Origin of the sequence: Mesorhizobium sp. B2-3-6 (genome assembly GCF_006442305.1) — a bacterium.
Classification (GTDB): Bacteria; Pseudomonadota; Alphaproteobacteria; order Rhizobiales; family Rhizobiaceae; genus Mesorhizobium.
Window position 1 is genome coordinate 122799 of sequence record NZ_VFVW01000002.1, and the last position, 16907, is coordinate 139705.

Here is a 16907-nt window from a genome sequence, read left to right on the forward strand (position 1 = left end):
GCCGATAGCCGAGGTCAGGGGACCCTGATGGCTCGCATTTTGCAGGGCGTCATAAGGCTGGCAATCGACCCGCAGGTGATCGTTGTCGCAGCGATCCGTCGGCAGCTATGACGCCGACCTTTCAGCACCATTTCCGCAAATCAAACACTCAGCACAATCCACCTGCGCCGGTTTTGGCCGCGCGATGGCGGAAACGGCCTTGCGCAACGGCAGGTCTTTCCAACACAATCAAGAAAAAACCCAGCAAGGGCAGAAAGACGCAAGAAGGGAACGAACGATAACCGTCACAGCTTGAAGGAGAACAAGCATGTCATTTCGGAGCGGAGTTTCTAAACTGTCCATGGGCGCCGCCGCGCTCGCGGCACTGAGCCTGCCAACGCTTTCCGTCCACGCCGCAGCCCCTGAATCCAACGATCCCATCAAGATCGCGCTGTTCGACTGGACCAGCGTCAATCTCAACGCCAAGATTCTCGGCGGTATTCTCGAAAAGCTCGGCTACACCGTCGAATATCCGACCGCCGATTACCTCTCCAGCCTGACCACCGGTCTCACCAATGGCGACCTCGATATCGGCCTGGAATTCTGGGACACGACCGCCGGCGAGGCGATGAAGGCTTCCGACGCCACCGGCCAGACCGAGCGCCTCGGCAAGCTCGGCCCCAAGGCCAAGGAAGAGTGGTGGTTCCCCGAATATATGAAGGAGAAATGCCCGGGCCTGCCCAATTGGGAAGCGCTGAAGGATCCGAAATGCGCCGAGGCCTTTTCGACGGCCGAGACGGCGCCCAAGGGTCGTTATCTCGGCGGTCCGGTGACCTGGGAGGGTTTTGACGACGAGCGCGTCGAGGCACTCAAATTGCCATTCACCGTCATCCACGCCGGCACCGACGCGGCGATGTTCGCGGAGCTCGATTCCGCTTACCAGCGCAAGGCGCCGATCATGCTGTGGATCTATTCGCCGCATTGGGCGCCGGCCAAATACAAGGGCGAATGGGTTCAATTCCCCGAATACACGCCCGAATGCTACAGCGACCCGAAATGGGGCACGAATCCCGACGCCAAATATGATTGCGGCAAGCCGCATGGCGAGATCTGGAAATATGCCTGGAACGGCATGAAGGACAAATGGCCCGTCGCCTACAAGGTGGCCAAGGCCTACACGGTCGACACCGACGAGCTCAACAAGATGAGCGGCGAGATCGACCTCGGCGGCAAGACGCCGGAGGACGTCGCCGCCGCCTGGATCGCCGCCCACGAAGCCGATTGGAAAGCCTGGGCACAGTGATCGCTCCGACTGGAGAATGAGACCCGGCCGTCGATCGGCCGGGTCTCAATCGTCGATATTCCAGAAGGACGCTTGAATGCCTGACAAGACCGAACAGGAATCGAACGCTGCGGGCGCGCCAAAGGATGCCCGCTCGATAAAGCTGGCCTGCCGCAATGTCTGGAAACTGTTCGGTTCGAACGCAGCCAGCTTCATCCGCGAGCGCGACGGCAAGGCCAGCATGGCCGATATCGCCGCTGCCGGACTGGTCGGGGCGGTACGCGGCGTCGATCTTGAAATCCGCCAGGGCGAGGTCTTCACCATCATGGGGCTCTCGGGGTCGGGCAAGTCGACCCTGGTGCGCTGCATGTCGCGTCTGGTCGAGCCGACGCACGGCAAGGTCGAGTTCGAGGGCAAGGACCTGCTCAAGATCTCCGATGCGGCGCTCATCGAACTCAGGCGCCACCGCATGGGCATGGTGTTCCAGAATTTCGCGCTGCTGCCGCATCTCAACGTGCTGGACAACATCGCCTTTCCGCTCAGCATCCAGGGGCAGGACCGCGCGACGCGCGAAGCACGCGCCCGCGACGTGATCGAGCTTGTCGGCCTGCGCGGCCGCGAGCATTTCTATCCGCGCGAGCTGTCAGGCGGCCAGCAGCAGCGTGTCGGCATCGCCCGCAGCCTGGCGACCAAGCCGGAGATCTGGTTCCTCGACGAGCCGTTCTCGGCGCTCGACCCGTTGATCCGCCGCGAGATGCAGGACGAGCTGATGCGATTGCAGACCATGCTGCACAAGACCATCGTCTTCATCACCCATGATTTCGACGAGGCGATAAGGCTGGCCGACCGCATCGCCATCATGAAGGATGGCGAAGTCATCCAGATCGGCACGCCGGAGGAGCTGGTGGTCAATCCGGCGACCGACTATGTCTCCGAATTCACCCGCGACGTCGACCGCGCCAAGGTGATCTCGGCGAAGAGCCTGATGCGCGCCTGCGACGGCGCCGAGCATGGCGGCACGGTGGCGCCGGAGGCCAAGATTGCCAGCTTCTCGGCCAGCATCGTGGCGGGCGGCAGACCGTTCGCGGTGATCAACGGCAGCGGCAAGCCGATCGGCGAGGTGACGCCGCAAGCGGTTGTCGACCTGCTCGCCGGCATCGAGAGGTCAGGAGCCGGTGCATGACAGTAACGGCAAGCGCCAGTGGGACGAGGCCGCGACCGGCGCAGACCCGGCTGCTGGTCTGGGCCGCAGCGCTTGGCGTGGTGCTGGTCGTGTTCCTGCTCCAGGACAGTCTCCCCTGGGCCGTCAATTATCCGGCCGAGGCGATCGTGCCGGTCGCCGACTGGATCAGCGCCCTGATGCGCTGGATAAAAATAAACCTGTCATGGCTGACGCGGTCGATCACTGCCGTGCTCGGCGTGCCGCTCGACTTCGCGCTCGACCTTCTGGCTAAGAATTTCAAGATCGGCCACGGCGCCGACGCCTATGTGCTGCCGCGCCTGTCCTGGATCGGCATCTGCGCGGCGGCCTTCCTCGCCGGGCATGCCGCTGGCGGTCGCAAGCTCGGCATGCTGGTCGGCGGCTGTTTTCTCTACATCGCGCTGTTCGGCCAATGGACCAGCGCCATGCTGACGCTGGCGCTGATTTCCATCGCCGTGCCATTCTGCATCGCCACGGGATTGTTCGTCGGCATCTGGGCTTGGCGGAAACCCTGGGCGGAGCGGCTGGTGGTCTCCCCTGCCCTCGATCTGATGCAGACCATCCCGACCTTCGCGTACCTCATCCCGATGCTGCTTCTGTTCGGCAACAGCCCGGTTTCGGCGATGATCGCCACCGCCATCTTCGCCACGCCGCCAATGGTGCGGGCAACGATGCTCGGCCTGTCGCGGGTGCCGTCCGAGATCGACGATTTCAGCGAGATGGCCGGCTGCACGGCGCGGCAGAAACTGTGGCGCGTGCTTTTGCCGTCGGCGCGGCCGACGCTGATGGTCGGCGTCAACCAGGTGATCATGCTGGCGCTGAACATGGTGATCATCGCCTCGATGATCGGCGCCGGCGGGCTAGGCTATGACGTGTTGCTGGCGCTGCGTGCGCTGAAGGTCGGCGAAGCCATGGAAGCGGGGCTGGCCATCGTGGCGCTAGCCATCGCGCTCGACCGGCTGAGCCAGGCCATCGCCGCCAACCATGCAAAAGGTCACGTCCACCGGCAAGTCCAGCCCGCCTTCTGGCGGCGCAATCTGACGCTGGCCGTCGCCATCCTGATCGTCACCACACTGCTTGGCCTCTTCGTGCCTGCCTTCGCGGCGGTGCCGAAGGCGATCACCTTCACCACCGCGCCATTGTGGAAAGCGGCGGTGAATTGGGTGACGATCAACTTCTTCGATGTCATCGAGGCGTTCCGCGTGGCGCTGATCCTTAACGTGCTGAACCCGGTGCGGGCCTTCTGCGAGGGCTTTCCGTGGCTGGGCGCGGTGTTCCTGCTCGGCCTTGCCGGCTTTCAGCTTTCCGGGTTGCGCCTGGCCGCTCTGGTGGCAGTGCTGACCGCCTTCTGCGCCGTCACCGGGCTGTGGGAAAAGACGATGGCGACCGTCTATCTCTGCGGCATCTCGGCTTTCATCGCTTGCCTGATCGGCATTCCGATCGGCCTGATGGCCGCGCGCAGCGACCGCTTCGAGAAGGTGACCACGCCCGTCATCGACACGCTGCAGGTGCTGCCCTCCTTCTGCTTCATCATTCCGGTGGTGATGCTTTTCCGCGTCGGCGACGTCACCGCGATGATCGCAACGATCGCCTTCGCCGTGGTGCCGGCGATCCGCTACACCAATCACGGCATCAGGCAGGTGCCGCCGGCACTGATCGAGGCGGCCAAGGTTTCGGGCTGCACGCCGCGCCAGACTTTCTTTCGCGTGCAATTGCCACTCGCGCTGCCCGAGATCATGCTGGGCGTCAACCAGACGATCCTGATGGCGTTGGCGATGATCATCATCTGCGCCATGGTCGGCACCCGTGATCTCGGCCAGGAGGTGTTCATCGCGCTGTCCAAGGCCGATTCGGGCCGCGGCATCGTCGCAGGGCTCGCCATCGCCTTCATCGGCATCGTCGCCGACCGGCTGTTCAATGCCTGGACGGCCAAGGCACGGGCGAGGCTGGGTTAAAGCTCAACCGGCGAACTTATCAAGGGAGGAAGACATGACCAGCAGGATTGCCCGCTGCACCTGTGGCCAATTGCAGATCCGCTGTCCGCAACAGCCGGCCAAAATATCGCTTTGCCACTGCCTGGACTGCCAGCGGCGCACCGGCAGTCCGTTCGGGATAGCGGCTTTTTTCGATGCCGACGCGATCGACATCGACGGCTCATCCCAGACATTCCGGCGCAATTCCGACAGCGGCTTTCCCGTCACGTTCCACTTTTGTGGAAACTGCGGCTCGACGGTGTTCTGGTATCCGTCGCGCAAACCGGAGGCGGTCGCTGTCGCGGTCGGCTGTTTCGCCGATCCGTCTTTCCCCGCGCCGACGCAAGCCGTCTATGGCGAAAGCCGCCACGACTGGGTCGTGTTGCCGGCCTGAAAGCCGCTACTCCGCCGCGACGCCCTTCACTTCCAGATAGCTCTCCATCGAATCGTCCAGCGCCTGCAGCCACGGCGTATGGTGCAGCGGCGCCATGGTGCCGGTCATCAACGAGCGGTAGGAATGGTCGCGGAAGCTCATGATGTCTTCCACCTTGTGGTGCTCCCATTCCATGAAGGTCTGGTTGACCGCCTCGACGTCGAAGCCGGGATAGTCGGTCTGGTCCATCAGTTCCTTGGTGTAGTCGCCCTGGAACCAGATCATCTGCTCGGCGTCTTCCAGCGTCTCCTCGCGCGCCCGCCATCTGGCGCCGTGCTCGGCCATTGCCTGCGCGGACGGCAGCTTGATGCGGCCCATGATCACGTCGCGCGCGAACCAAGCCTGCGCGTCGAACATGTTGAAAGTGTAGAACTGGTCCTGCATGCCGATGTAGAAAAGCTTCGGGTTCTTCTCCCAAACGACGCCTTCATAGAGATCCAGCGGCCACATGCGGTTGGCGGTCTTGAGCTTCAGGTCGTCGGTGAGGAAAGGGAAGGAATGGAGATAGCCGGTGCACAAGATGATTGCGTCGATATCCTTGGTTGAACCATCCTTGAAATGCGCGGTCTTGCCGACGACCTTCTGGAGCAGCGGCACCTCTTTCCAGTTCTCAGGCCATTTGAAGCCCATCGGCTTGGAGCGGTAGCTCGAGGTGATCGACTTCGCCCCGTATTTGTAGCACTGCGAGCCGATGTCCTCGGCCGAATAGGAGCGGCCGATGATCAGGATGTCCTTGCCCTTGAATTCCATCGCGTCGCGGAAATCGTGGCTGTGCAAGATGCGGCCGTTGAAGGTCGAGAACCCCTCGAAATAGGGAACGTTTGGCACCGAGAAATGCCCGGACGCGACGACGACATTGTCGAACTCTTCCGAATAGGTGACGTCGTTGGTGCGGTCATGCGCGGTGACGGTGAATTTCTTCGTCTCGTCCGAGAAGGTCACCATGCGCACAGGACTGTTGAAGCGCACCCATTTGCGCACGCCTGACTTTTCGACGCGGCCCTTGATGTAGTCCCACAGCACGGCGCGCGGGGGATAGGAGCCGATCGGTCGGCCGAAATGTTCCTCGAACGTGTAGTCGGCGAATTCCAGGCATTCCTTCGGCCCGTTCGACCAGAGATAGCGATACATCGAGCCGTGCACCGGATCGCCATGCTCGTCGAGGCCGGTGCGCCATGTATAATTCCACAGGCCGCCCCAGTCGGACTGCTTTTCGAAGCAGACGATCTCGGGAATGTCTGCCCCTTTGTCGGCCGCTGACTTGAAGGCCCTGAGCTGTGCTAGGCCGGACGGTCCGGCCCCGATGACGGCAACGCGAGTGTTCATTTCCGGGCCTCCATTTTTTTGATTTCCCCAGCGAAACAAATTTCACTGGCAGTGACAGTAATTGGCCCTTCGGCACTGTCAACAGTCATCTGCGGGAACGGCGTTTGCGCACGGCGGATTCCTGGCGAAGAACCCGCATTGCCCGAAATCGCGGGATTGGCGCATGCGGCATAAGACGGCTTGCCGACGCGGCTGCGCTCATGTATCGCCACCGAATATGTTCACCTTGAGTGAAATAAATCCGCGAAGTCCGGGGGGCGACATGGCGAAAAACGCTTCAAATCCGAAGGCCGGTGCTGGAGCCGGCGGCGCAAAGGCAAAGCCGCTGCCAAAGGTCTCAGTGGACGGGAAGACCATCCGCGCGCCGCTGACACAGAACCCGCACGCCATCCGCGACACGCGTGAAAAGGTGCTGGAAGTGGCGATCGGCCGCGAGGTGCGCGCGTTCCGCAAAAAGCTCGGCATCACCGTCGCCGATCTGGCGGTCGCCACCGACATTTCGCTGGGCATGCTGTCGAAGATCGAGAACGGCATCACCTCGCCGTCGCTGACCACTTTGCAGGCGCTGTCGCGGGCGCTGGGTGTTCCCGTCACCGCCTTCTTCCGCCGCTTCGAAGAGGAGCGCAGCGCCGTTTTCGTCAAGGCGGGCGAAGGGTTGGACGTCGAGCGCCGCGGCACGCGGGCCGGCCACCAGTACAATCTGCTTGGTCACATCGGCTCGAACACCAGCGGCGTCGTCGTCGAGCCTTATCTGATCACGCTGACCGAGGATTCGGACGTGTTCCCGACCTTCCAGCACGAGGGCATGGAATTCCTCTATATGCTCGAGGGCGAGGTCGTTTACCGACACGGCAGCAATCTCTATCCGATGAAGCCCGGCGACAGCCTGTTCTTCGACGCCGACGCCCCGCACGGACCGGAGCAACTGACGAAACTGCCCATGCGCTATCTGTCGATCATCTGCTATCCGCAGAGCGCGGGGTAAGGGGACTCGATTTCCTTGTTTACAGCATTGGCGATTGGCGAAAGCCGAAGTGGCATCCGATCTCCCCCCTTGAGGGGGAGATGTCCGGCAGGACAGAGGGGGGCGAACCGCGATGACGCATAATCTCGTATCCGCCAACAACCGCCGCAATGCGCGCAGGATGCGCAAGGTGATGACCGACGCCGAACTCAAGCTCTGGAATGAGATCAGGGCACATAGGTTGATGGGACTGGGGTTTCGGCGCCAGATGCCTATCGCCGGCCATATCGTCGATTTTGCATGCCCGGACAAAAAGCTGATCGTCGAGCTTGATGGTTCCCAGCATGGCCAAGCCGAAGCGTTGGAATTGGACGCTGCAAGAACCGCCAAGTTCGAAGCCCTGGGCTGGACCGTCCTGCGCTTCTGGAACGACGATGTTATCCGCGACATCGACAGTGTCTGCCAGCATGTCGTGATTGTGGCTGGGCTGGGCGGCGCGTCGTGAGTTTCGCGGAGCGTTAGAGGTTGGACATTGGGCAAGGCCTGCGCTCCACGGCGCCCCCCTCTGCCCTGCCGGGCATCTCCCCCTCTTCGGGGGAGATTGGCTGCTTGAGGGGCAGCGCCAATACCGGCGATTCAGTCAGGCCCAAACCCCGGTGACGTCGCACTTCCATCATCCAACTTCGAGAGCCATTCCACCAGCGTTGGCCGATACCGCGTCAGCCCCTTGTAGGTGGCAAGCTCCTCGGGCAGGTCGCGGATGACACGGTGCAGGCGGCGGGCCCATTTGGGCTGCGTCACCAGTTCGTCCATCTTGATCAGGTAGCAGCGGATCGGGAAGACGATGGCGTTGGAGCGCGGCAGGCGCCAGAAGCTCTGCAACTCGACGCGCAGATGCACCTTGTCGCCGAGATTGTCGGGCGTCACCGTCGCCCGGTCCGGGCCCCATTTGTGATAATTCTCGGGGCTGGTGTCGAGGCGCGGATTGACGGTCATGGTCCAGTTGAGGCGACGCGCCGGCTTGCCTTGCTGGATGTTGGTGAGGAATTTCAGGGCGCGCGTGAAAATCCCCTTTTCGTGCGCCAGCGGCACCGGCGCGTGCCACTCGAAGAAGTTCATGCCGATGTCGAAGTCGAGCGACCAGTCGGCTTGGGTGGTGACCATTCCGGCATCCATCCAAAGATTGCCGTCGCGCTGATCGAGGATGCAGAAATCGCCCTGGCTCTGGCGGGTGATGTACTCCATCGGCCCGTAAGGCAGCGTCGTTGTGTCGCCGAAGGTGAAGGTGTCGTCGATGCCGAGCGGCCGGTTGATCCAGCGCCAGCGATCGCCGTCTCGGGTCAGCGTGAAATGCTCGGGATAGCCCAGCGCCTGCTGCTCCATCAGAAGTTCGAGCAGATCCCAGCCGGCGAGCGTCATGTGCGGCAGCGACTGGCAGCGCAACGGATCCTCGGCCAGGACCAGAGCGCGGTCCTGCATCTCGGCGACATAGTGCTCATCGACATCTATCAGGTTTTCCAGCACGCTGCCCTTCGGACCGACGACATGCGGCTCGATGTTGACCGCATACATGTAGCTGTCTTCATGGAACGGAAACGGGAACCGCCTGATGTGCTCAGGGCTGTTCCTGAAGGTGAAGTCGTCGCGAAACGTTTCCTTGCGAAAGGTGATGCCCAAGCTCGCCTCCTATCTTTCCAAGACCAGCGATTTGCCTTCGAAGCGCGACACGCACGGCATGATCTTGCAGCCGGAGCGATGATCTTCCTCGCTCAGCCAATGGTCGTTGTGGATGAACTTGCCGTCGGACGCGATGACGTTGGTCTCGCACTGGCCGCAGACGCCGCCGCGGCAAAGATAGGGCGGATCGACGCCGGCCGCCTCGATCGCCTCGAGCAGGCTCTGCTGCTCGCCGACGCGGATGGTCTTGCCGCTGATTGCCAGCGTCACGTCGAAGGGCAATCCCGGCTGCGGTGCCGCGAAATGCTCGAAATGCACGGTCTCCGGTGGCCAGCCAAGCGCGGCGGCGCGCTCGCGCACCCAGCCGATCATGCCGGCCGGACCGCAGACATAGAGATGCGCACCGAGCGGCTGCGACGACAGCAGCCGGTCGAGATCGACGCGTTCCCCGCAGTCGTCGTGATAGAGCCGGACCCGGCGGCCGTAACGCTGTTGCAGCACATCGGCATAAGTGCCGAGCGAAGCCGTGCGGCAGGTGTAGTGCAGTTCGAAATTGCCGCCCTCGCCCGCCAACTGCGCGGTCTGGGCCATGAAGGGCGTGATGCCGATGCCGCCGGCCAGCATCAAATGTTTCTTCGCCCTGAGATCGAGCGAGAACAGATTGACGGGATAGGAGATCACCATCTCCAGCCCGGGCCTGACGCTCCGGTGCATAAACAGCGAGCCGCCCCGGCCGACATCGTCGCGACGTATCGAGATCGTGTATTCGCGCGTGTCGAGCGGCGAGCCCATCAGCGAATAGGGATTGAGCCTTGTGCGGTCGCCGTCGCGCATCTCGACCACGACATGGGCGCCGCCTGAAAAGGTCGGCAACAGCTCGCCGTCGCGGCGGCGGAAATGAAAGCGGGTGACCAGCTCGTTGACGGGCACAACATCGCTGACGACGACGTCGAGCTTGGTGGTGCCGGTGCTCATCGGAAGACCTCCTCGAACGGAGGAATTTCGCTGCGATCCTCGGCATTGATGCAGACGCCCTGGAACGCCGCCAGCCGCCGCGAATAGTGGTCGCGTACCAGAAGTAGCAGGCCGCAATGCGAGCAGGTGGCGGGTTGCGTCGTTACATTCTCGGTGATGCCCTTGCAATGCACGCACTGCACGCGGCGCGCCAGCGAGCCGCGATGTTCGGTCTGGATCGCGGTGTGGTCGATGCCGGCATCGAGCGCCACCTGCATGGCCTGGCCGATCAGCCCTTCGGTACCGGCGAGATAGAGGCGCAGGCCCATATGCGCGTTATCAAGCGTCTGTTTCAGCCGCGGCAGCAGACTGGCGAAGGACGGCGCCTGGTGGAAGCGCGCCGGTTTCAGCGCTTCGAGAGCGGCGACTTGCCTGTCGTCCGGCCCGGGAATGAAGACGATCTCGGCACCGTCGAAGAACCCGTCCGGAGCCGTTTTGGCCATGTCCGCTATCGCGAGCGCACCCTCGGCATCGGCGATGAAAAGATGGTGCTTGCCGGGCTGCGGAGACAAGCTTCCGTAGACGGGCCGGCTGATGATCGACTTGGCTGCCATTCTCTGCTTCGTGCCTCGAACCCTCGCCTTCGACTATGCCTCAGCCTTTCGCCGTGCGCTTGGTCTTCTTTGGGTCGTCGAACGGCAATGGCTGCGCCGTCGCCTTGATCGATCCGCTCCTGTTGCGGATCTCGAGCCTTGTGTCCTTGACGGCGCAGTCGACGTCGAGGCGGGCGATGCCCATCGATTTCTCGACCAGCGGCGAATACATGGCGCAGGTGACGACGCCGACTTTCTTCCCATCGCGATAGACCGGGGCGCCCTCGTCGGCCGGCTCCTTGCCGTCGAGCAACACGCCATAGATCTTGAAGCGCTCCTTGCCCTTGAGACGGTAGTGCTCCTCGGCGCCGCGAAAGCCGGTCTTTCCCGGGCTGACGGTGAAGTCGAGGCCGAGTTCCCACAGCGTGTCGCCGGGGCCTTCATTCTCGAACGGATATTTCTGCGAATTGTCGTAGGGATAGAACAGGAGATAGCTCTCGACGCGCAGCATGTCGAGCGTAGTGAAGCGGCACGGGATGATGCCGGCGCTCTTGCCCTCGTCGAGGATCCTGTCCCAGATCGTGCCGGCATCCTGGCCGCGGCAGAAGATTTCATAGCCGCGCTCGCCGGTATAGCCGGTGCGCGAGATCATCACCGGAAAACCGAAGAGCTGCGTCTGCATGTGATGGAAATAGTTGAGGTCGCGAATGCCCGGCACGTGCCTGGCAAGATAGTCGACCGCCGCCGGCCCCTGCAGCGAGAGGTCGTGCAGATTGTCGTCGAAGCGCAGCGACACGTCCCTGCCCATCGCCGCCCGCTGCAACTCCTCATGTCCGGTTCCCGAGCCATGCACCACCATCCAGCTATTCGGCCCGGTGCGGTAGAGGATGCAGTCGTCGGTGAATTTTCCCGCCTCGTTGAGCATGCAGGCATAGGCCGATTTGCCGGGATAGATTTTTTCGACGTCGCGCGTGGTGGCGAGATCGATGAGGTGCGAGGCGTGCGGGCCTGTGATGTGGACCTTCTTCAGGCCCGAGACATCCATCAGCCCGGCCTTGGTGCGGATAGCGATGTATTCCTCGTCGGCATCCTTGTCGTAGGTCCAGGCGGTGCCCATGCCGCTCCAGTCTTCGAGTTTCGAACCCAGCGCGCGATGGCGATCCGCCAGGGTTGAAAATCTCCAGGATGCCGTCATCCGATCCTCCGTTCGATATTTTGATTATGTTCCCTGCTCCTGTGCGCGCGGGCTGGAGCTTTGAGCGAATATTGATCGCAAACGCGTGGGGCCTGCAATCCCCTGAAAGCAAATAATTTCATTGTCAGGCAAAATTCGTCATCCGAACAAGGCGGTTAACTGTGCGTAAATTCGTCTTGACAATTTCCGAATTCGGTCTGAATTTATGAAAAAAATTTCACTCTCTTGAAAGAGAACGGCGGACGGTGGATTCGGAACCGGACGTCGAAAAAGGGGAAAACCGATGTCAGACCTGCAGCAGCGCATCGAGGCGCTGTACCGTTCCGACTTGCGCGGATCCGCGCTCCTGATCATCTGCCTGTGGGCGACGATCCTCTTCGTCCTCTTCATGACATGGCCGCATATCCCGCATGACGGCATCAAGGCCGTCGTCGCGATTGCCGCCGCCGCGGTGCTGATCTTCAACACGGCGGCGATCCTGGCCATGGTCAACCACTACAAGGAGGACAAGGAGTTCATCTACGGGCTCGACATCAAGAACTACGACCGCAACCGCAAATCCTGAGGGGGGAGAGAAGCATGTCCCGCTACACGCCGCCGCAACAGAGCAAGGCCGGGCAGGTCTTCGATATCGCCGTCGTCGTGGTCGCCATCTTCGTGGCGCTGTGGCTGCCGCTGAAACTGGGATTGGCGGGAGCAGCCAAGTCCATCGATGCGCTCGACGCCAAGACCTGGGAGGCGCTCGGCCAGAACCCGACCATGGCGTCGATTTGGGAAAGGCTCGGCTATACGCCCGAGACCGCGCACGACATCATCCAGAACCGTTTCCACTACATCATCGACTGGCCGACGCTGGTTGTCATGGCAGCCGTGTTGATCGGTTATTTCGTGTTCCTGTTCCGGGCATCCGACCGTGAATATCGCGACGTCATCAACGAGAAGTTCGACGAGAAATAATCCGGGGACAGACCATGTGGATAGTACTCTCTTACGCATGCTGGGGCATCTCGATCGTGCTTGCGCTGTGGATGCTCTACGATTGGTTCAAGGTCGATACGACCTACTCCGAGGATGTGCTGACGTCCTCGCGCGAAGGCGAACTTGAAGCCGCTTCCGAAAAACACCGGATCTGAGTGGGGATTGATCGATGACGGTCGTGGTTGAAACTGCGGGTTCGGCAACAAATGGCGACAGGGTCTCGCTGCTTCGGGTGCTTGGCCCGGCCCATGTCTGGGCGTTGGGTGTGGGCATCGTCCTGGTCGGCGAGTTCACCGGCTGGAATTTCTCCGCCGACAAGGGCGGCGCGCTTGCCGCGCTGATTGTCTGCTGGGTCGTCGGGCTGCTCTATACCTCGGTCGCCATGATCGATTCCGAAGTGACGTCGACGGTCGCCGCCGCGGGCGGCCAATATGCGCAGGCCAAGCACATCGTCGGGCCGCTGATGGCCTTCAACGTCGCGCTGTTCCTGGTCTTTGCCTACACGATGCTCGAAGTGTCGGACGCCATCCTGCTCGGCGACACGATCGTCGCCAAGGCGGGCGTCGAGGGTCTCACCCACAACTCCTTCATCGCCGCCACCATCGTCGTCCTGGCATGGCTCAACTATCGCGGCGTGCTGATGACGCTCAACGTCAACTTCGTCATCACCGCGATCGCCTACATCTCCATCGTCATCCTGTTCTTCTCGGTCAGCCCGTGGACGCAAGGCGCGGTGCTGAAGCTCAACGAATTGGTCACCCCGGACAATGCGCTGCCCTATGGCTGGATCGGCGTCATCGCCGCTTTCCAGTTCGGCATCTGGTACTATCTCGGCATCGAGGGCACCACGCAGGCGGCCGAGGAAGTGCGCTCGCCCGCGCGCTCGCTGCCTTATGGCACGATGGCCGGTATGATCACGCTTCTGATCGCCGCCGCCATGACCTGGTATGTCTGCGCCTCGCTGATGCCCTGGGAATATCTCGGCATCACTTATTATCCGCTGTGGGACGCCGGCAAGCTGACCGGCAACCCGCTGCTGGAAAACCTGCTGTTCATCGCCACGCTGCTTGCCGCACTGGCGTCCGCCAATGGCTGCATCAACGACGCGGCGCGCGCCTGGTTCTCGCTCGGCCGCGATCGCTACCTGCCGAGCTGGTTCTCGGCGGTGCACCCGAGATACCGCACGCCCTACCGCTCGATCCTGTTCCTGCTGCCGATCGCGCTCGCCTTCGCCTTTATCGCCGACCTCAACCAGGCGATCACCTTCTCGATCCTGTCCGGCGTGCTGCAATATACGTTCATGAGCATCAACATCATGATGTTCCGGAAGAAGTGGCCTCTGGGTTCGATCCGCCGCGGCTACACGCATCCCTTTCACCCGCTGCCGGCGATCGTCTTGTTCTGCCTGTGCGTGGTCACCTTCTTCGCCATCTTCCTCGGCTTCGGCTCGCAGCTCATCGCCATGGTCGCGTTCTATTTCCTGATCTCGCTGTGGTTCCATTTCTACCGCTACAAATTCGTACGGCGCGGCGACCAGTTCACCATGCCGTGGCCGAAACCGCAGGGCTATTGATGGGAGTAGGCCCGTCCGAATTGGGCGGGCCTGGCATGACGAAATGTCCGAGGTGACGTCAGCACTGCTTGCCGGGGCGGCTGTCCTGGCTCTCGTCCTGCACTTTGCCTGGCTGGCACGCCGCAGCCGCAACAGGGCTGCCGTGGCGCGCGCCGCCGACCAGGCCAGCATCCGCGCCGTCATTGCCGACGCAGAAGATGTCTCGGACGGCACTGCCGGCGTCATCACCTGGGAAGGCTCGTGGAACGGCCAGCGCGTGCAGCTGCGCACCATCGTCGACACGCTGGCGACGAGAAAGCTGCCGGCGCGCTGGCTCAGCGTATCGATAACGGAGAAAACAGCCGTGCCCGGCACGTTCGACATGATGATGCGGCCGGGCTCGCCGACGACATTCTCCAATTTCGACCATCTCGACCACACGCTGCCGAAGGCGCCCGGCTTTCCCGCCGAGGCGGTGCTTCGAACGGACCGCAGAGGCGTGCGCTTCCCGCAAAACATCATCGCCGACCATCTGGAGCCCTTTTCAGAAGGACGCGCCAAGGAGCTACTGATCACGCCAAAGGGTGTGCGTATCGTCTGGCTGCTGGCCGAAGCCGAGCGGGCCCGCTACGGTGTCTTCCGGCAAGCCGCTTTCGGTGACGCGCAAATCGACCCGGCGCTGATCTCGCGGCTGCTCGTATCCCTTTCGGGACTGCGCGGCGCGATCAACAGGAACGAACGGAAAGCGGCATGACCGGCGCAACCCCCTCGCCCGGACCTACCAGCCCATATATCGTCTTGGGCGCGGCAACCCTGCTGCCGGGCAGCGGCCACGTCATGCTGGGCGTTCCCACGCGCGGCCTGCAGTTTCTTTTCTTCATGGTCATCCTAGCCTGGGTGACGGCGAAGATCGCCCCGCCCGACGCCAGCTTTGTCGGCCGCCACGCCGGCGGCTTCCTGATCTATGCGCTGTCGATCCTCGACGCCTACAAGATGGCTCGTATCCGGACCGCCAAATGGGCCCATTCCATGCGCCGACAAGGCGATGGGCCGCCGGATGGGACAAAACACAACGCGTAACGAGAGGAATATTTTTTTCATACCAATTGAATTCCCCGAACTCATTCGATACATCATTTTTAGCTACAAAGGGTCTGGAGGCTGGCATGTGCGGAATCGTTGGACTTTTCCTCAAGGACAAAGCGCTGGAGCCGCAGCTCGGTGCGATGTTGTCGCAGATGCTGGTATCGCTCAGCGATCGCGGACCCGACAGCGCCGGCATCGCGATCTATGGCGCGCCGTCCCGCAACGAGGCCAAGATCACCATCCAGTCGCCGAGGCCGGAGCGTGATTTCCGTGGACTGGACGCCGAACTCACCAAGGCGCTCGGCGTGCCGGTGAGCGTCATGGTAAAATCGACGCATGCCGTCATCAGGACCACGCCCGAAAAGGTCGATGCCGCGCGTGAGACCATCCAGTCGCTCAGGCCCGACATCCGCATCATGGGTGCCGGCGAAGCCGTGGAAATATACAAGGAAGTCGGCTTGCCCGAGGCTGTGGTCGACCGCTTCGACATCCGTGGGATGACCGGAACGCATGGCATCGGGCACACCCGCATGGCGACGGAATCGGCGGTGACGACGATGGGCGCGCATCCGTTCTCGACCGGCGCCGACCAGTGCCTGGTGCACAATGGCTCGCTGTCCAACCACAACAACGTTCGCCGCGAACTGGTCCGCGAAGGCATGACATTCGAGACCGAGAACGACACCGAAGTGGCGGCCGCCTATCTCTCCTCCCAGATGGCGCATGGCAAGAACCTCGGCGAGGCACTGGAGGGCACCCTCTCAGATCTCGACGGTTTCTTCACCTTCGTCGTCGGCACCAAGAACGGCTTCGGCGTGGTGCGCGACCCGATCGCCTGCAAGCCCGCCGTGATGGCCGAAACGGACCAGTATGTCGCCTTCGGCTCGGAATATCGCGCGCTGACCAAACTGCCCGGCATAGACAATGCGAGAGTCTGGGAACCGGAACCCGCAACCGTCTATTTCTGGGAGCATTGAGTTCATGCCGGCAACAAAACTTTCAACCGCGGCGGCGAGCGACCATGCCTCCCGGGTGTTCGACCTGGACCAGATGTCGCTGCGCGAGCTCAACCAGGCACTGCACAATCTGACGCCAGGCTCGAACGAGACCGCCTGGGAAGTGTTGAACCCGAAGGGCAGCCATTCGGTCGCCGTCGGCGTCGACCAGCCGGTCAGCATCGATGTGCGCGGCAGCGTCGGCTATTACTGTGGCGGCATGAATTCCGGCAGTGCCATCACCGTGCATGGTTCGGCGGGACCCGGCGTCGGCGAAAACATGATGTCGGGGTCGATAACAGTCAAAGGCGACGCCAGCCAGTATGCCGGCGCCACCGGCAAGGGCGGGCTGCTCGTCATCGAGGGCAATGCGTCCTCGCGGTGCGGCATTTCGATGAAAGGCATCGACATCGTCGTGCACGGCAATATCGGCCATATGTCGGCCTTCATGGCACAGTCCGGCAATCTGGTGGTGCTGGGCGATGCCGGCGACGCGCTCGGCGATTCCATCTACGAGGCACGGCTATTCGTGCGCGGCAAGGTCGACAGTTTGGGCGCCGACTGCATCGCCAAGGAAATGCGGCCCGAACACCTCGAACTCCTGCAAGGCCTGCTCGATCGTGCCGGCGTCACCGGCGTCAAGCCGTCGGAGTTCAAGCGCTACGGCTCGGCGCGCACGCTCTACAATTTCAATATCGACAACGCCGACGCGTATTGAG

General features: G+C 62.2%; 19 protein-coding genes. 14 read left to right on the forward strand and 5 right to left on the reverse strand.

The features are described from left to right. Positions 1–307: 307 nt before the first annotated feature. The 4 genes from FJ953_RS06340 to FJ953_RS06355 all read left to right on the forward strand — a co-directional run bounded on the left by FJ953_RS06340 (position 308) and on the right by FJ953_RS06355 (position 4829). Positions 308–1282: an ABC transporter substrate-binding protein gene (locus tag FJ953_RS06340; protein ID WP_140497897.1), complete on the forward strand. Its 975-nt coding sequence runs from the start codon at positions 308–310 to the stop codon at positions 1280–1282. Between the two features lie 76 nt (positions 1283–1358). Continuing rightward, positions 1359–2444, forward strand: a complete 1086-nt coding sequence (locus tag FJ953_RS06345) for a glycine betaine/L-proline ABC transporter ATP-binding protein (protein WP_140623580.1) — start codon at positions 1359–1361, stop codon at positions 2442–2444. Further along, complete coding sequence (locus FJ953_RS06350) at positions 2441–4417, forward strand: ABC transporter permease subunit (protein ID WP_140623582.1); 1977 nt, start codon at positions 2441–2443, stop codon at positions 4415–4417. The genes FJ953_RS06345 and FJ953_RS06350 overlap by 4 nt, the downstream gene beginning before the upstream one ends. Positions 4418–4451: 34 nt before the next feature. Beyond that, positions 4452–4829, forward strand: a complete 378-nt coding sequence (locus FJ953_RS06355) for a GFA family protein (protein ID WP_140514715.1) — start codon at positions 4452–4454, stop codon at positions 4827–4829. 6 nt (positions 4830–4835) lie between these two features. Here the strand turns inward: FJ953_RS06355 and FJ953_RS06360 are convergent, their stop codons facing one another. After that, positions 4836–6194: an NAD(P)/FAD-dependent oxidoreductase gene (locus FJ953_RS06360; RefSeq protein ID WP_140514713.1), complete on the reverse strand. Its 1359-nt coding sequence runs from the start codon at positions 6192–6194 to the stop codon at positions 4836–4838. 262 nt (positions 6195–6456) lie between these two features. Here FJ953_RS06360 and FJ953_RS06365 point away from each other — a divergent pair, with 262 nt between their 5' ends. Next, complete coding sequence (locus FJ953_RS06365; protein WP_140497887.1) at positions 6457–7179, forward strand: XRE family transcriptional regulator; 723 nt, start codon at positions 6457–6459, stop codon at positions 7177–7179. A 112-nt stretch (positions 7180–7291) separates the two neighbouring features. Continuing rightward, a complete protein-coding gene (locus FJ953_RS06370) occupies positions 7292–7663 on the forward strand; it encodes an endonuclease domain-containing protein (RefSeq protein WP_140558275.1) in 372 nt (123 codons plus the stop codon). Positions 7664–7794: 131 nt separating this feature from the next. Here the strand turns inward: FJ953_RS06370 and FJ953_RS06375 are convergent, their stop codons facing one another. Genes FJ953_RS06375 through FJ953_RS06390 form a run of 4 tightly spaced genes read right to left on the reverse strand, consistent with a single transcriptional unit; the run spans position 7795 to position 11577 of the window. Further along, complete coding sequence (locus FJ953_RS06375) at positions 7795–8835, reverse strand: DUF3445 domain-containing protein (RefSeq protein WP_140558277.1); 1041 nt, start codon at positions 8833–8835, stop codon at positions 7795–7797. Between the two features lie 9 nt (positions 8836–8844). Then, positions 8845–9810, reverse strand: a complete 966-nt coding sequence (locus FJ953_RS06380) for a PDR/VanB family oxidoreductase (RefSeq protein WP_140623584.1) — start codon at positions 9808–9810, stop codon at positions 8845–8847. After that, a complete protein-coding gene (locus tag FJ953_RS06385; RefSeq protein WP_140623586.1) occupies positions 9807–10403 on the reverse strand; it encodes a dimethylamine monooxygenase subunit DmmA family protein in 597 nt (198 codons plus the stop codon). The genes FJ953_RS06380 and FJ953_RS06385 overlap by 4 nt, the downstream gene beginning before the upstream one ends. Before the next feature lie 40 nt (positions 10404–10443). Further along, on the reverse strand, positions 10444–11577 hold the full coding sequence (locus FJ953_RS06390; protein ID WP_140497877.1) for an aminomethyltransferase family protein: 1134 nt from the start codon (positions 11575–11577) through the stop codon (positions 10444–10446). Positions 11578–11860: 283 nt separating this feature from the next. Between FJ953_RS06390 and FJ953_RS06395 the strand changes: the two genes are divergently transcribed. The 8 genes from FJ953_RS06395 to FJ953_RS06430 all read left to right on the forward strand — a co-directional run bounded on the left by FJ953_RS06395 (position 11861) and on the right by FJ953_RS06430 (position 16906). Then, positions 11861–12142, forward strand: coding sequence for a hypothetical protein (locus FJ953_RS06395; RefSeq protein ID WP_140497875.1), 282 nt, complete (start codon positions 11861–11863; stop codon positions 12140–12142). Between the two features lie 14 nt (positions 12143–12156). Next, positions 12157–12534, forward strand: coding sequence for a hypothetical protein (locus FJ953_RS06400; RefSeq protein ID WP_140497873.1), 378 nt, complete (start codon positions 12157–12159; stop codon positions 12532–12534). Between the two features lie 14 nt (positions 12535–12548). Continuing rightward, the gene (locus FJ953_RS06405; RefSeq protein ID WP_140497871.1) at positions 12549–12710 is read left to right on the forward strand and encodes a hypothetical protein; all 162 of its coding nucleotides are present in this window, start codon (positions 12549–12551) and stop codon (positions 12708–12710) included. Between the two features lie 14 nt (positions 12711–12724). Then, the gene (locus FJ953_RS06410) at positions 12725–14128 is read left to right on the forward strand and encodes an amino acid permease (protein ID WP_140514701.1); all 1404 of its coding nucleotides are present in this window, start codon (positions 12725–12727) and stop codon (positions 14126–14128) included. A 43-nt stretch (positions 14129–14171) separates the two neighbouring features. Then, positions 14172–14861 (forward strand): hypothetical protein, encoded by a 690-nt coding sequence (locus tag FJ953_RS06415; RefSeq protein ID WP_181175005.1) that lies wholly within the window; start codon positions 14172–14174, stop codon positions 14859–14861. Further along, on the forward strand, positions 14858–15187 hold the full coding sequence (locus tag FJ953_RS06420) for a hypothetical protein (protein WP_140497867.1): 330 nt from the start codon (positions 14858–14860) through the stop codon (positions 15185–15187). The genes FJ953_RS06415 and FJ953_RS06420 overlap by 4 nt, the downstream gene beginning before the upstream one ends. An 86-nt stretch (positions 15188–15273) precedes the next feature. Then, positions 15274–16170 carry a glutamine amidotransferase family protein gene (locus FJ953_RS06425; protein WP_140520861.1) on the forward strand — a complete coding sequence of 299 codons (897 nt, stop codon included), beginning with the start codon at positions 15274–15276 and terminating at the stop codon, positions 16168–16170. A gap of 4 nt (positions 16171–16174) precedes the next feature. Next, on the forward strand, positions 16175–16906 hold the full coding sequence (locus tag FJ953_RS06430; RefSeq protein WP_140551135.1) for a GXGXG domain-containing protein: 732 nt from the start codon (positions 16175–16177) through the stop codon (positions 16904–16906). The last annotated feature ends 1 nt before the right edge of the window (position 16907 follow it).

Coding starts and splice junctions, on each gene's coding strand:
- FJ953_RS06400 (WP_140497873.1), top strand. CDS start 12,157: ATGTCCCGCTACACGCCGCCGCAACAGAGCAAGGCCGGGCAGGTCTTC.
- FJ953_RS06395 (WP_140497875.1), top strand. CDS start 11,861: ATGTCAGACCTGCAGCAGCGCATCGAGGCGCTGTACCGTTCCGACTTG.
- FJ953_RS06415 (WP_181175005.1), top strand. CDS start 14,172: ATGTCCGAGGTGACGTCAGCACTGCTTGCCGGGGCGGCTGTCCTGGCT.
- FJ953_RS06390 (WP_140497877.1), bottom strand. CDS start 11,577: ATGACGGCATCCTGGAGATTTTCAACCCTGGCGGATCGCCATCGCGCG.
- FJ953_RS06365 (WP_140497887.1), top strand. CDS start 6,457: ATGGCGAAAAACGCTTCAAATCCGAAGGCCGGTGCTGGAGCCGGCGGC.
- FJ953_RS06425 (WP_140520861.1), top strand. CDS start 15,274: ATGTGCGGAATCGTTGGACTTTTCCTCAAGGACAAAGCGCTGGAGCCG.
- FJ953_RS06380 (WP_140623584.1), bottom strand. CDS start 9,810: ATGAGCACCGGCACCACCAAGCTCGACGTCGTCGTCAGCGATGTTGTG.
- FJ953_RS06355 (WP_140514715.1), top strand. CDS start 4,452: ATGACCAGCAGGATTGCCCGCTGCACCTGTGGCCAATTGCAGATCCGC.
- FJ953_RS06360 (WP_140514713.1), bottom strand. CDS start 6,194: ATGAACACTCGCGTTGCCGTCATCGGGGCCGGACCGTCCGGCCTAGCA.
- FJ953_RS06345 (WP_140623580.1), top strand. CDS start 1,359: ATGCCTGACAAGACCGAACAGGAATCGAACGCTGCGGGCGCGCCAAAG.
- FJ953_RS06385 (WP_140623586.1), bottom strand. CDS start 10,403: ATGGCAGCCAAGTCGATCATCAGCCGGCCCGTCTACGGAAGCTTGTCT.
- FJ953_RS06430 (WP_140551135.1), top strand. CDS start 16,175: ATGCCGGCAACAAAACTTTCAACCGCGGCGGCGAGCGACCATGCCTCC.
- FJ953_RS06405 (WP_140497871.1), top strand. CDS start 12,549: ATGTGGATAGTACTCTCTTACGCATGCTGGGGCATCTCGATCGTGCTT.
- FJ953_RS06420 (WP_140497867.1), top strand. CDS start 14,858: ATGACCGGCGCAACCCCCTCGCCCGGACCTACCAGCCCATATATCGTC.
- FJ953_RS06410 (WP_140514701.1), top strand. CDS start 12,725: ATGACGGTCGTGGTTGAAACTGCGGGTTCGGCAACAAATGGCGACAGG.
- FJ953_RS06350 (WP_140623582.1), top strand. CDS start 2,441: ATGACAGTAACGGCAAGCGCCAGTGGGACGAGGCCGCGACCGGCGCAG.
- FJ953_RS06370 (WP_140558275.1), top strand. CDS start 7,292: ATGACGCATAATCTCGTATCCGCCAACAACCGCCGCAATGCGCGCAGG.
- FJ953_RS06340 (WP_140497897.1), top strand. CDS start 308: ATGTCATTTCGGAGCGGAGTTTCTAAACTGTCCATGGGCGCCGCCGCG.